The sequence below is a fragment of the Streptomyces sp. NPDC002467 genome (assembly GCF_042889825.1).
Classification (GTDB): Bacteria; Actinomycetota; Actinomycetes; order Streptomycetales; family Streptomycetaceae; genus Streptomyces.
The window spans coordinates 405685-419093 of sequence record NZ_JBIARJ010000003.1; the positions used below are offsets into that span (position 1 = coordinate 405685).

The following is a 13409-nucleotide window of genomic DNA, read 5'->3' on the forward strand; positions in this document are numbered from 1 at the left end:
GGGCTCACATCAACGGAGTGAAGCCGCACGTGTAGTAGAACGAGTCGTCCGGGTCGGCGGCGGGGGTGTTCTTCACGTCGCGCACGGTCATGTGGATGAGTCCGGTCACGAGCAGGACGATGCCGCTGCCGATGCACCACCATCCGGCGGTGGTCGGGTGGGAGTCCGCCATCGGGCTGTTGGTGCGCAGGAACGGACCGATGAGCAAAAGCACCATGCCGGCCGCGATGAACCCGACGGATGTCCTGTTGACTGGGGCTGTCGGAGTCGGCTCCGGCCGGGCCGCCTCCGACGGCGTCACCGGGTCGCCGTGCCGGATTGCGCCCCCGGCAACCCGTGGCCGGCCCGCGGTTTCGCCGCCGTCCGGTGGGGCGGGGTGCCGGTCGAGGACTTGGCCGACGGACAGCAGTGCCGGGGCGGGCATCCCGTCGTCGGCGTGATCATCCCGGCCGGCTTCGGCCGCCGCGAGTTCCGCCTGGAGGCCCACCAGGTCCTCGCGCAGGCGGGCGGACGTCACGCGGAGCCGGTCCCGTTCCTGCCGCAGGGCTGTCGCCTCTGTGGCCGAATCCTCCAGCAGGCCGCGGAAGGCCCGGACCTTGTCCTCCTGTGCGAGCAGGTCCTGGCGCAGGCGCGCTTGGTTCAAGTCAAGGGTGAGGGGCGGCCGCTCACGGTGCCGGAAGGCCGGTGTCCTCGAGGATTCCGCCGAGCGGCTGTCGCACCGGCACCGGACGCACTGTGCCGGTACGGCGCCGAGTGGGGGGCGAGTGGCGGTTCTCTTCCCTCTACCCGCGGGTATCGGCGCGCATCGGGCGCAGTTTTGATAGACGTGGACCGATCGGGTCGGCATTCCGGCGATCCGGGAGAGGGGGGCCGGTCGGTGTCTGTACTTCCACCGCGCATTATCGTCTGCTCCAACTGCCAGGCACGCCCCGGAGCTGGGGCTGTGCCCACGCTGGCGGCCCACAAGGGACAGCTGACGGTCACGTGGCACGCGGCGATGTGTCCGCACCACCTTGCCGACCGGATCCTGGCGGGCAAGGAATCCTGAGCAGGAGGCCCGGGCGGCTTCGCGTGGAGCCGGGACCGGGCCCGTCGGCGGTCACCGGGGTCTTGACGAGGGTGTGCACGCCGGAACCGGCGGACGGAGCCGTCGCCGAATGGGAGCGCGGGTGAGCTTTGGCCTGGACGTGTGGGTGGTCAGGTGATGGTGGGGCTGCGGCGTTCGACGAGGGTGACGTCGCGCCAGGTGCCGTGATGTCGGCCGATGCGTTCACGGGTGCCGATGACGCGGAAGCCGGCGCGCTGGTGCACGGCGAGGCTGGCAGTGTTCTCGGGGAAGACGCCGGACTGCACGGTCCAGATGCCGGCCGCGTCGGTGGAGGCGAGCAGCACGGTCAGCAGGGTCAGTCCGACGCCTAGGCCGCGGGCGTCGGGGTGGACGTACACGGAGTGCTCGACGACTCCGGCGTACGCGCACCGGTCCGAGACCGGCACCACGGCCGCCCAGCCCAGGACCCGGCCCGCCTCGTCGAGGGCGACCATGCGGTGGGCGGGCGACTTGGCGCTGTCGAAGGCCTGCCAGGTCGGGGTGGTGGTCTCGAAGGTGGCGTTCCCCTCGTCGATGCCGAATTGGTAGATCGCCAGGACCTGCTCGGCGTGCTCCGGCCTCATCGCCGCGGTGCGCACGCCGTTCTCCGTGGCCGTCACGCCGTGGGCTCGATGCCGAGTTCGGCGAGCAGGCCGCGGATGCGCTGCTCGATCTCGGCGCGGATGGGTCGGACGCCCGCGACGCCTTGTCCGGCGGGGTCCTCCAGCTGCCAGTCCAGGTAGCGCTTGCCGGGGAAGTAGGGACAGGCGTCGCCGCAGCCCATGGTGATCACGATGTCCGAGGCCTGCACCGCCTCGGTGGTCAGGACCTTCGGGGTCTCGGTGGAGATGTCGATGCCGACCTCGGCCAAGGCCTCGACGACGGCCGTGTGCACGGTGTCCGCGGGGGCGGATCCGGCGGAGCGGACCTCGATGCGGGGTCCGCCGAGGTGGGTGAGGAAGGCGGCGGCCATCTGGGAGCGGCCGGCGTTGTGCACGCAGACGAACAGCACGGACGGGGTGGCGGAGGTGCTCATCGGGCCAGCGCGCTTTCTTCGGTGGAACGGGCGGGGGCGACGGGCTGCTGCCCGGTCTGGGAGACGACGACCTCGTCCTGGTCCGCGGCGGGCGGGCGGCCGAAGCAGACGGTGACCAGGCCCAGACCGGCCGCGGCACCGACCAGTTGGGCGGCGAGGAACGGCAGCACGGAGGCGGGGGAGATCCCGGCGAAGGTGTCGGTGAACACCCGGCCGATCGTGACGGCGGGGTTGGCGAAGGAGGTGGACGAGGTGAACCAGTACGCCGCCCCGATGTAGGAGGCGACCAGCAGTGGCGCCAGGTGCGCCCGGCCGGCGCGGGCCAGGCCGAAGACGAGCCAGACCAGCCCGGCGGTGGCCACGACCTCCGCCAGCCACAGGTGCCCGGCCCATCGCTCATGGGTGGAGAAGGCGACCAGTGGCTTGCCGCACATGGCGTCGGCCAACACCGCGCCGAGGATCGCCCCGGCGATCTGGGCGGGAACGTACGCGCCAACGTCGGGCAGGGCGGGACCGTCGCCGTCGCGGCGGCCGCCGAACCAGGCCGCGAGGGTGACCGCGGGGTTGAAGTGAGCCCCCGACACCGGACCCAGGAACGCGATGAGCACGCCCAAGCCGAAGACGGTGGCGAGCGAGTTGGCCAGCAGCTGAGTCGCGACATCCTGGGTCAGTTCGGTGGCCTGAATCCCCGAGCCGACCACCACCGCGACCAGCCCCGCCGTCCCCAATCCCTCGACTGCCGCCCGCCGCAGCAGCGGCGCGGGCGCGCTCACACTGGGGTCTTCGCGGACACGGCGGGGATCTCGAGCAACGCGGACAGCTTCGCCAACGCCTCGGGAAGCACCCAGTAGTACACCCACGTTCCGCGCCGCTCGGAGCCGACCAGCCCCGCCTCGCGCAGCACCTTCAGGTGGTGGGAGATCGTCGGCTGGGAGACGTCGAAGGGGCCGATGAGGTCGCACACGCATGCCTCGCCGCCCTCGTGGGAGGCGATCAGCGACAGGAGCCGCAGCCGGATCGGGTCCGACAGCGCCTTGAACATCCGCGACAGCTCGGCCGCGGCCTCCTCGCCGAGCGGCTCGCGGACCATGGGCGCGCAGCAGGCCGCGGCTTCGTCGTCCTGCCCGAGCACCGGCAGACCAGAGTGTTTCGACATTCCTCAATATTGACAGCCGTCGATCCTGGGGGCAAGGTCGACTTGTATCGACAGACATCGATGCAAGTCGTTGGGAGACCGCCATGTCCCGTGTTCAGCTCGCCCTGCGCGTAGCCGACCTCGAAGCCTCGATCGCCTTCTACTCCAAACTCTTCAACACCGAGCCGGCCAAGCGTCGTGAGGGGTACGCCAACTTCGCGATCACCGAGCCCCCGCTCAAGCTCGTCCTCATCGAGGGTGAGGCCGGCGCGGACACCCGTCTGGACCACCTCGGCGTCGAAGTCGCCTCCACCGAGGACGTCACCGCAGCCACCACCCGGCTCAAGGACGCGGGCCTGGCCACCTTCGAGGAGAACGACACCTCCTGCTGCTACGCCATCCAGGACAAGGTGTGGGTCACCGGCCCCGGCAAGGAGCCGTGGGAGGTCTACGTCGTCAAGGCCGACGCCGACACACTCGGCAAGAGCGCTGACAGCGCGCCGGATGCCTGCTGCGGCAGTACTGGCTGCTGTACCCCCGACGCGCAGACCATCAGCCCGGCCTAGCGTCCCCGCGACTCGCCACTGCCTGGGGCTTTCGGGGGCCCGGAGGGGTAAGCGCCGGCTCGCCCTCGCGAAGTCGGCGCACGATGAAAGCCACCGACCACAACCAGGACAACGACCTCAACCTCAACCACAGCCACAGTGGAGCGGGGCGATGGGGTGTCGGGTCAGGGAGCGAGTGGGGCCTGGCGTCGGGCCAGGGCGTCGGAGGTCTTGGCGGTGATGTAGAGCGACGCGATGAGCGTGAGGGCCAGGGCCCCGCCGACGGCGAGGATGCTCCCGGTCGCCACAGGGGCGGGGCTGCCGGGCTCGCGGGCCGATCCGGTGAGGAACGGGACGATGGCCAGTACACCGGCGCCGAGCGCGACCTCCGCCCAGACGACCTTCGGGAAGTGGCTCAGCGTCAGGTGGAGGAGCGAGGCCTTCTCGTCCGCTTGGCGGGCCCGGGTGATACGGGGCATCAGCCAGAACTGGTTGGCGGCGCCGGCCGCGACCATGCCGAGCACCAACAGGATCTTGATCAGGAGGAAGACGCCGTACGTCGTCGTGAACAGTTGCCCGATGCTGCCCACGTGCTTCCAGGACATCCACAAGCCGGAGATCATGACGGCGGCGACGCAGATCAGGGCGACGAGGCTGAAGCGTCTCCAAATGTCCGCCCAGGGCAGGCCGGCGTCCTCGCTCAGCTGCGGGCGGGCGCCGGCGAGGCCGACCAGCACGGCGAGGCCACCGATCCAGACCGTGCCGCCGATGATGTGTGCTTGCGCGAAGACGAGGTCGAGCACGCGGTCCGCGTCGGGGGTGGTGGCCGGGATCGCCCCGACGAGCGAGATCGCGACCGACAGCGGCAGCGCGGTCAGGGCGATGGCGTCCAGCCGGTTTCGGGCCCTGCCGGTGAAGAGCGAGACCAGCGCGAGGGACGCCAGTACGAGGACGACGTTCTGCGCGATGTAGATGGTGCCCTGCGCCACCCAGGCACCCTTGGCCGCAGGGGCCAGGAGGAAGTCGGCGATACGTTCCGGGGCGAGCGCGTCGCCGAAGGCCATGCCCTTGCCCGCGCGGGCAACACGGGCGGCGAGTTGGAAGTATCCGGCCACCAGCAGCACGATCCCGGCCCAGGCCAGGTAGAGCGCGGTGCGTCGTCGCAGCGCTGCCGCGTCCGTTTCCTGCGCCTGCGGCGCGCGCAGCGCCGGGCGGACCGCTGCGGCGTAGGTGATGGTGGAGCCGATGGCGCCGCACAAGCCGATGAAGTAGCCGGACTTGGTCAGGACTCTCCACAGGGGAGGGGTGGTGTAGGCCGCAGCCGCAGCGAGGTCAGCATGAATCATATAGGTGAGGCTAACCTAAATAAAGGTAATGTGAAGACAGGTGGTTGCCTCTTCGAGCGCGTCGACGATGGGGCGGACGGCGACTGATACGTGCAGGTGTGGCTGAGGGATGACAACACCTATCAGCTGGAATTTCGTGATGGGACCGCAGCGGAGCACTACCAGACCCGGACGATCTTTCAGGAGAGGGTGATCGCCGCCTTGAACGGCTGGGCTGAAGGGCGTCCGGAGTGGAAGGACGCCTTCCAGATGTGATGCGTGGCCTTGCCGGCATCCCTCTTCGCCCGGAGTTCGGGCACCCGAGCCTCCCTCGCCAACCCTCACCGTCCGCGCCTGGCCCGCAACGGGCGACCGCCGCCACGCGTAGCCCCGAACCCGCCCTCCGTGGACGCCTCGGGGCCGGTCCCGTCTCGGCGTTGCGGGTGGGTGCAACCGTCCTGGGGCGGTTCGCGTGTTTCCTCCCGTAGCGATGATCAACAGTGAGGAGACGATGTGAAGCGCGTGGCAAGCGGTCCGTCCCGGCGTACGGTCCTGGCCCTCGGTACCGGAGGCCTGGCCGCCCTCGGCCTCGGTGTCGCCGGCCGGGCGTCCGCGGACAGCCGGCCGGGCGTCGGCCCGGGCACCCTGCGCCGGCTGCGGGACATGGAACGGGAGCACGGCGCCCGCATCGGCGTCTACGCCCGCAATCTGTTAACGGGCCGCACGGTGGTCAACCGGGCGCAGGAGCTCTTCCCGGTCTGCTCGGTGTTCAAGCCGCTGGCCGCGGCGGCCGTCCTGCGGGACCTCGACCGCGACGGGGAGTTCCTTGCCCGCCGGATCCACTACACCGCGGCCGAGGTAGAGGCGGCCGAGTGGGCCCCGGTCACCAAGGACCACGTGGCCGACGGGATGACGGTCGAGGCCCTGTGCGCGGCCGCAGTGAGCCAGAGCGACAACCTCGCGGGCAACCTGCTCCTGCGCGAGCTGGGCGGGCCGACCGCGATCACCCGCTTCGCCCGATCCCTGGGCGACCGCGTCACCCGGCTCGACCGCTGGGAACCTGCCCTGAACTCCGCCGAACCCTGGCGCACCGAGGACACCACCAGCCCGCGCGCCATCGGTGAGACCTACACCCGGCTCGTGCTCGGCGACGCACTGGCCCGCACGGACAGGGACCGGCTCACCGACTGGCTTCTCGCCAACACCACCAACACGCAGCGGTTCAAGGAGGGCCTGCCGGGCTGGAGGCTGGCCGACAAGACCGGCGGCGGCAACGCGTACGGCGTCGCCAACGACGTGGGCGTGGTCTGGAGCCCGGACGGTGTGCCGGTGGTGATGGCGGTGCTGACGACCAGGCCGGAGGCACCGCAGGGGCCGAACGACAGCAAGCTCGTCGCCGACACGGCTCGTCTGCTCGGCGAGGCCGTCCTGGGCTGAGCCGCTCCGGCTGCGTGACGGGCCGTCCGGGCGCGAGTCGGGGTGGGAGGGGTAGCCGGTCTCGGCGGGGCAGGTGACGACGATGGGTTTGCCTCCGCGGTGGAGGCGGACGAGGGCAGCCGGGACGAGAGTGGTCACCACCAGCCGAAGCCACCGGGTGTTCGCGTGGAGGGGCGGCCTGAGCGCCGCACCTCACAGACGCACGAACGGAGCCCCGGGGTTACGACGTCCCGGGGCCTCCACCTCGCCGACCTCCCACCTCAACGACGGGCGAGGTGGCGTGTCTCGCCCACTCGACCCCGAGTCCGGCGAGCGCGTCCTGCTGCCCGCTCCGCTCCCCGACCAGGGCCTCTTTCGTACGGTGACGTCGCGTGGAAGCCGGCTTCGAGGTCGTGCCCCCGAGGAGTTCCTCGGGGGTGCGGCGGTCCAGGTCGCCCATGACGCCGAGTACGGGGTGGCCCGCCTTGCGCAGGGCTTCCTCGGCTCTGTGTTGGGCAGCCGATGCGCTCGTGTCGCCATTGACGAGCGCCCCAACCGTCCGGCGACCACACCTGTGCCGCCGGGAACGTCCGCACCTCCTGGCCCCTGCCGAATCCGCGCTCGGCGAGGAGCCGCCCCGAGCGCGACGGCGCGCGTGCGCCGTGGATGTGCGCTCGTGCGCCCCCGGGCCCGGGAACGAACGGCGGCGCCCGTTCGTGACCAGGACAGGCACCGCGATACGAGACCGCCCGGACAGGAGTTGCTCGATGCCCAAGGTCCACGCCCTGCTGGTCGGGATCGACACCTACAGGCTTCCGCGCCTGAACCTGCGTGGTTGTGTGAACGACGTCGAGCTCGCCGAGCGGCTGCTGCGCGACCGGATCGCGCCCGCAGACCTCGTCGTCGAGAGGCTCTGCGACGAGCAGGCCACCCGGGCCGGGATGGTCGAGGCGTTCCGCGGCCACCTCGGCGGTCTCGGCCCCGGCGACACCGCTCTGTTCTGGTACAGCGGGCACGGCTCGACGGCACCGATGCCGGAAGGTATGCCCTACGCCGAGAGCGCCGGGATGTGCCAGACGCTGGTGTGCCACGACAGCCGCGCCGGCGCCCCGGACCTGTACGACAAGGAACTCGCGGTCCTGGCCCAAGAGGTGCTCGCCACCGGCGCCGCCCTCGTGACGGTCATGGACGCCTGCCACTCCCGAAGCGCGATGCGTGAAGCACCGGCGCCGGGCCTGACCCCGCGGTGCGCGCCGCGGTTGGAGGAGGCCCCGCCCCATCTCGGCGATCTGCTGCCCGAGCTGGCCGCCGCGGTCGCGGACCCGTCCCGTCCTGCTCCCGGCGCGCAGTTACCCGGGCACGTGGCCTTCTCCGCGTGCGACGAGTGGGAAGTGGCCAACGAGGGGCAGTTCCCCGACGGCTGGCACGGTGTGTTCACCGAGGCCCTCGGCCACGCCCTGACCCGACTCGGCCCAGATGCCACCTACCGGCAGGTGCTCGGCCACGCCCGGTGCCGGGTCGAGGGCCGGCTCCTGAGGCAGGTGCCGCACCTGGAGGCGATCGGCGACCTTCCCGACCGCGAGGTCTTCGGCGGGGCGCTGCGGCCGCGTGCCACCCGCATCACCTTGCGGTACCTGTGGGGGCAGTGGGAGGTGGACGCCGGTGCCGTGCACGGCATCGTCACCGGCTCGCGGTTCGGGGTGCACCGCACCGCGCCCTTCCGGGAGGTACACGTCGCCGAGGTGCTCACCCAGTGCAGCCTCGTGACCCCTGTCGGCTGGACACCCGAGAAGGACCGGCAGTACGAGATGGTCCTGACCGACGTTCCGCTTCCCCCGGTCGCCGTGTCGGTCCGGGCCGAACCCGACCTCCTGCTGCGCCTGACCGAGACCGTCCGCACCACCGGCCCCGGCGGCCGCCCCTCGCCCCACATCCGCCTGATCCCGCCCACCGACGACGGCTCCGCGTCCCGGCTCGCGCTGCGGGTGCGCCAGGCCGACGACGGCCGCTCGATCCAGGTCACCGGCCTCGACGACAGGCCGTTGGCCTCCCCGGTCCCCGCCGACGAACACGGCGTCCGGCAGACCGCCGGCGACCTGGAGCACATCGCCCGCTGGCTCCAGGTCCGCAACCTGGAGAGCGCCTCTCCGGCGCTGGAGGAGGCGGTCCGCCTCGAGCTGTTCCCGGCGCCGCCCGGCTCCCGGCGCCTGCCCCACGAAGGCGCCCCCGCACCGGTGCGGGACCTCGACTTCGCCTACACCTGGACCGGTACGGGATGGAAGCCGCCCTCGGTGTTCATGCGGCTGCGCAACACCACGGATCGGAAGCTGTTCTGCGTTCTGCTCGACCTCACCGACCGGTACCGCATGCACGCGGACCTCTTCCCCGGGGAGTACGTGGCGGCCCACTGGACGGCTCAGGCGGGCAACGGCGCACCCGTCACCCTGGCCCTGCCTCCCGACGAGCCGGTCGAGCCCGGCGCCCGCAGCACCGACTGGCTGGTGCTCTTGGTCGCGGAGGAGCCGTTCGGCTCGGACCTGTTCGCGCTGCCCCGGCTCCGCGAGACGCCCCGGGCGTCGGCCCGGGCCGGGCGGCGCGGCGTCACCGGGGTCCTGGACCGGCTCGGCCTGCTCGCGGTGCAGCGGGACGCCGATCCGGCGCCGCCCGTGGCCCTGGACTGGGCGGTCAAGGCCTTCGAGGTCACCACGCGGATTCCGGGCGGCCCCGGCCCCGCAGCCCCTCAGCGATAGACCGGAGACGACGTGGACCACGAACCGTTCGAGCAGTGTCTGCAAGCCTTCGTACGACGCGACTACCTCACCGCGGCCAGGAGCGCGTTGGGCATCCTGAAGGAGGGCGCCGGCCTGGGGATGTCGCAGATCCTCCTCATCAGCACGCGCCGGATGGGGATGTCGCCCAGCGAGGCGCTCACGCAGGCCGTGTACGCGGCCGCCGCCGGACCCTGGCAGTGCGCCCTCATGGACGTCACCATGGGCCGACGGGACCCCACAGAGGTCATGGCCGAAGCGGACGGTGTCCTGCAGCAGTGCCAGGCGCTGTGCTACGCCGGAGCACACCTGATCACCACGGGTGACCTGGACGCCGGACGCCGGCTTCTGCGCCAGTGCCTCGACCTGGACGTCGAGTGCATGGAAACCCAGATCGCGTTGATGGACACGGTCCTGGTCGACCAGTGGAGCGGGGCGGCGCCCGAGGCAGACCAAGAGGTCGAGCGCCTGCGGAACACCTTCCACTACCTCCGGTCCACGGACGGCCACCAGCAGTCGATCCACATCGCCGACCTCGTGCTGGCCCTCGTCGTCGGCCACCACGGCGACTACCACCCCGAGACCGCCCGCAGTCTGAACGACCTGGCCACGGCCTACCTGGCGACCGGCGACTTCGCGCGGGCCGAGCCGCTCCTGACCTCCGCCCTGCATCAGGCGCTGCTGTTCGACGGGGCATCGGGCCAGTCGTACGCCGTCGTCCTCGACAACCTCGGCCAGGCCAAGATGGGGCAGGAACAGAACGAACGCGCCGAATGGCTCTTCCGCCAGGCGCTGGCGGCCTTCGCCGAGGCGGTAGGAGCCGAGCACCCCTCGTACGCGACCTGCTTGGGCCATCTGGCGCTGGTGTGCGCGAACCTCGGCAAGCACGCAGAGGCGGAACGGTGCTACCAAGAGGCCGTGGAACTCCGGCGCCGCCTCCTCGGAACCGATGACCCGCGGTACATCGCCATGGTCGACGGCCTCGTCGAGTTCTTCCAGGGCAGGGGAAGGCTCGATGCGGCCGAGCCACTGGTAACCGAGATCGCCGAGATCGTCAGCCGCATGAAAGGCGCCGATTCGCTGGAGTACGGCGCGCGCCTCAAACAGCTCGGTGCTCTGTACCACCGGCTGGGCCGGTACTCCGACAGTGCCGAGCAGTACCGCTTGGCCCTCGTGATCGACCACCACAGGCTGGGCTTCGACGACCCCGTCGCTCTCGACACCGCGGCCAAACTTGCGGTCTCCCACAAGCTCGCCGGCCGGCTCGGGGAGGCGCTGCGCGGGTACCAGTACCTCGTGGGCCGCCAGTCGGGCGCCGATCTGGCGATCACCAAGCTCAACTACGCCAAGCTCCTCCTCGACACCGGGAGCACCCACCTCGCCCGTCGCTACGCCCAGGAGGCGGTCGAGCTGCACTGCTCCGCCGGCCTGCAGGACTCCCTCGAACACGCGCTGATGCTCACCGCCGCGGCCTCGGTCGACGCCCACGACGAGCGGTACGACGACGCGGAGCGCAGCCTGCGCCAGGCGATGGACCTCATCGAACACCACGCGGGTCGCGACAACGAGCACTACGCGCAGGCCTGCACCGCACTGGCGAACTGCCGCTTCGAGCAGCGGCGCTACGACGACGCCGACGAGCTCTTGCAGACCGGCCTGCGCTTGACGGAGGAAGCGCTGGGCGACCACGCTCCCGCTGTCGCGGCCATCGTCGGCATGCGAGCGAAGGTCCGGCTCGCGAAGGGCCAGTGGGACGGCGCGGAGCGCCTCTTCCGCCGGGCGCTCGAGCTGATGGGCGAGGACACCGGCACGGAACGGAGGCAGACGGCGCACGCCGAGCTGCTGGAGGGGCTCGCTTCGGCTCTCGTGGCGACGGGACGCGAACGCGACGCGATCGAGGTCCTGCTGACGGCGGAGCGGCACAGGGACGGCCTCCTCCAGGAGAGGTCCATGGTGGCGGGAGTCCACGCCGTCGTGATCCACCAGCCCGCCGCGCTGCTGAACATCCTCGGCAGGCCCGGGCTTCAGTCGCCCGCTCTGCTGTCACGGCTGCTGGAGATCGTCTGGCGGCGCAAGGGCATCGTCGCCGAGGCCGAATTCGTCCGCAGGCGCGAGGAGATCCACACCGGACAGCACGACGGCGATGACGTGCGGAGCAGGCTCGACGCGCTCGCGCAGACCATCGAGAGCGGCGAGATGCCCGAGCCGGCCCGAATCGGGGAAGTGGCCGACGCCTACGCGCGGAACATGCGGTCCGGGATGTATCCGAGACTTCAGCAGGCTCATCGGGAACTGCACGCGCACATGATGGAGGGGCGGCCAGAACAGGGAGACCTGAGCCAAGAGGAGTGGAAGGAACGGATCATCGCGTACGTGGCCCGGGCCGGGTCCCTCATGGGGATCCGTGACCAGCTCGAATCCGAGGTCCGCACCCTCTTCCCCGGCGACGGATGGTTGGCAGAGGTGCTGCCGCGGGTCACCCTGGAGGCCGTCCGGTCCCGGCTCCCGGAAGGGGCGGCGCTCGTCGAGTTCCTGTGCGTCCCGACCCTCGACGGGACGGCCGTCGAGGCCGAAGGCGGATCGCGGTGGGGACCCACCCGGTACTACGCGTTCGTCGTCACGCCCGATGGCGACGAGGACGTCCGCCTGATGGACCTGGGTCCGGCCGACCGCGTCGACGCGGACATCGCGGTGCTGCGCCGCGCCATCACCCGCGGCGGACGGGCCCGCGACATCGACCCCGAAAGGACCCCTGCGGACGAGGAAGCGGCAGGGGCGGCCGACAAGGCCGCCGCCGACCTGCGCAAGGCCCTGCTGGACCCGCTGGGGATCGACGACCTCACGCAGTGGTACGTCGCTCCTGACGGCCAGTTGTACACCCTGCCCTTCGAGGTCCTGCCCCTCGACGACGGCCGCCTCGTCATCGACGCCAGGGAGATCGCCTACCTGACGACCGGCCGCGACCTGACCCCCGCCCAACGGAGCGCGCCCGAACCGGCCGGGCCCCCGGTCGTGATCGCCGACCCCGACTACGACCTCGCCCTCGCCCTCGATGCGACCACCGACCGGCATCCCCCGGAAGGCGACACGGACCGGCGACGTGCTGCCGGCCTCCGCTTCGCCCGGCTGCCGGGAACGCACGACGAGGGCCGGCACGTGGCCGCCCTGCTCGGCGTGGAGGCGTGGCTCGGTGCCGACGCCATCGAGGGGCCGCTCAAGCAGCAGCGCTCCCCGGTCGTCCTCCACATCGCCTCGCATGGATACTTCCTGGACGACGACCGGCCGCCGGAGGGCCGCGTCCGGCAGAGCGACGGGCGCGCGCTCGGAGCCTTCCCCGCGCCCCTGCTCAACTCCGGGCTCGCCCTCGCCGGCGCCAACACCTGGCTGCGCCGCGGCCGCCTGCCCGAACTCGCGGAGGACGGGCTGCTGACCGCGGCCGACCTCGCCACCATGGACCTGTCGGGCACCGAGCTCGTCGTCCTGTCGGCCTGCGACACGGGGCGCGGCCAGGTCTCCGTCGGGCAGGGCGTGTACGGACTGCGCCGCTCGGTGGGGATCGCCGGCGCACGGACCCTGGTGATGAGCCTGTGGCAGGTCCCCGACCGGGAGACGCAGGAGCTGATGGAGGATTTCTACAGCCGCCTGAAGGAGGGTGAGCCGCGCGGGGCCGCGTTCCGCGCGGCCCGACTGGCGATGCGCGCCCGCAGGCCCGATCCCTACTACTGGGGCGCGTTCATCTGCCAGGGCGACCCGGGCCCGATGCCGGCCGGCTTCCTCGGCGGCGTCAGCGACGACCCGGCACGCTGACCCTCCGGCCGCCAGCGACGCGAACGACGAAGCGCCGCACCGCCCGCTCCTCATCCGCGAGCGGCGGAGCCCCGAAACGACCGGCAGCCCGCAGGGGACCCGCCGTACGTATCCCACGGCCATCACGACTCCGCCCGTACGCGACTGTGAGCGGGGCGGCTCAAGGACGCGGCCAGTGATGGCTTCCAGGCTGGTTCTGGTTCTGGTGATGCGTCGGTGCTGTCGAGGATGGCGGTGATGGCGTTGATGGCGGCTTGGCGTAGGAGGCAGGCGAGGCGGGTCAGGTTTCG

Annotated in this window: 11 protein-coding genes; 5 read left to right on the plus strand and 6 right to left on the minus strand. The window is 71.5% G+C overall.

The features are described from left to right. Positions 1 to 4: 4 nt before the first annotated feature. The 5 genes from ACFYYJ_RS08360 to ACFYYJ_RS08380 form a co-directional block, all read right to left on the minus strand. Positions 5 to 643, minus strand: a complete 639-nt coding sequence (locus tag ACFYYJ_RS08360) for a hypothetical protein (protein ID WP_389129892.1) — start codon at positions 641 to 643, stop codon at positions 5 to 7. Positions 644 to 1197: 554 nt separating this feature from the next. After that, positions 1198 to 1671 (minus strand): GNAT family N-acetyltransferase, encoded by a 474-nt coding sequence (locus ACFYYJ_RS08365; RefSeq protein WP_389130498.1) that lies wholly within the window; start codon positions 1669 to 1671, stop codon positions 1198 to 1200. A gap of 32 nt (positions 1672 to 1703) precedes the next feature. After that, on the minus strand, positions 1704 to 2123 hold the full coding sequence (locus tag ACFYYJ_RS08370) for an arsenate reductase ArsC (protein WP_389129895.1): 420 nt from the start codon (positions 2121 to 2123) through the stop codon (positions 1704 to 1706). Beyond that, complete coding sequence (locus tag ACFYYJ_RS08375) at positions 2120 to 2896, minus strand: aquaporin (protein ID WP_389129898.1); 777 nt, start codon at positions 2894 to 2896, stop codon at positions 2120 to 2122. Before ACFYYJ_RS08375 ends, ACFYYJ_RS08370 begins: the two co-directional genes overlap by 4 nt. Continuing rightward, positions 2893 to 3279: an ArsR/SmtB family transcription factor gene (locus ACFYYJ_RS08380; protein ID WP_389129901.1), complete on the minus strand. Its 387-nt coding sequence runs from the start codon at positions 3277 to 3279 to the stop codon at positions 2893 to 2895. Before ACFYYJ_RS08380 ends, ACFYYJ_RS08375 begins: the two co-directional genes overlap by 4 nt. An 83-nt stretch (positions 3280 to 3362) precedes the next feature. On the opposite strand from ACFYYJ_RS08380, the gene ACFYYJ_RS08385 reads away from it, so the two are divergent. Beyond that, positions 3363 to 3824: an ArsI/CadI family heavy metal resistance metalloenzyme gene (locus tag ACFYYJ_RS08385; RefSeq protein WP_389129904.1), complete on the plus strand. Its 462-nt coding sequence runs from the start codon at positions 3363 to 3365 to the stop codon at positions 3822 to 3824. A 164-nt stretch (positions 3825 to 3988) separates the two neighbouring features. Here ACFYYJ_RS08385 and ACFYYJ_RS08390 read toward each other — a convergent pair whose 3' ends face one another. Beyond that, entirely contained in the window at positions 3989 to 5149 is a 1161-nt protein-coding gene (locus ACFYYJ_RS08390) for a copper resistance D family protein (RefSeq protein ID WP_389129907.1), read from the minus strand. Between the two features lie 90 nt (positions 5150 to 5239). On the opposite strand from ACFYYJ_RS08390, the gene ACFYYJ_RS08395 reads away from it, so the two are divergent. From ACFYYJ_RS08395 to ACFYYJ_RS08410, 4 genes are all read left to right on the plus strand, one after another. Then, the gene (locus tag ACFYYJ_RS08395) at positions 5240 to 5404 is read left to right on the plus strand and encodes a hypothetical protein (RefSeq protein WP_389129910.1); all 165 of its coding nucleotides are present in this window, start codon (positions 5240 to 5242) and stop codon (positions 5402 to 5404) included. Positions 5405 to 5641: 237 nt separating this feature from the next. After that, positions 5642 to 6565, plus strand: a complete 924-nt coding sequence (gene bla / locus ACFYYJ_RS08400; protein WP_389129913.1) for a class A beta-lactamase — start codon at positions 5642 to 5644, stop codon at positions 6563 to 6565. 746 nt (positions 6566 to 7311) lie between these two features. Then, positions 7312 to 9294 (plus strand): caspase family protein, encoded by a 1983-nt coding sequence (locus ACFYYJ_RS08405; protein ID WP_389129916.1) that lies wholly within the window; start codon positions 7312 to 7314, stop codon positions 9292 to 9294. A gap of 12 nt (positions 9295 to 9306) precedes the next feature. Continuing rightward, positions 9307 to 13119: a CHAT domain-containing protein gene (locus tag ACFYYJ_RS08410; protein WP_389129919.1), complete on the plus strand. Its 3813-nt coding sequence runs from the start codon at positions 9307 to 9309 to the stop codon at positions 13117 to 13119. Positions 13120 to 13409: the final 290 nt, after the last annotated feature.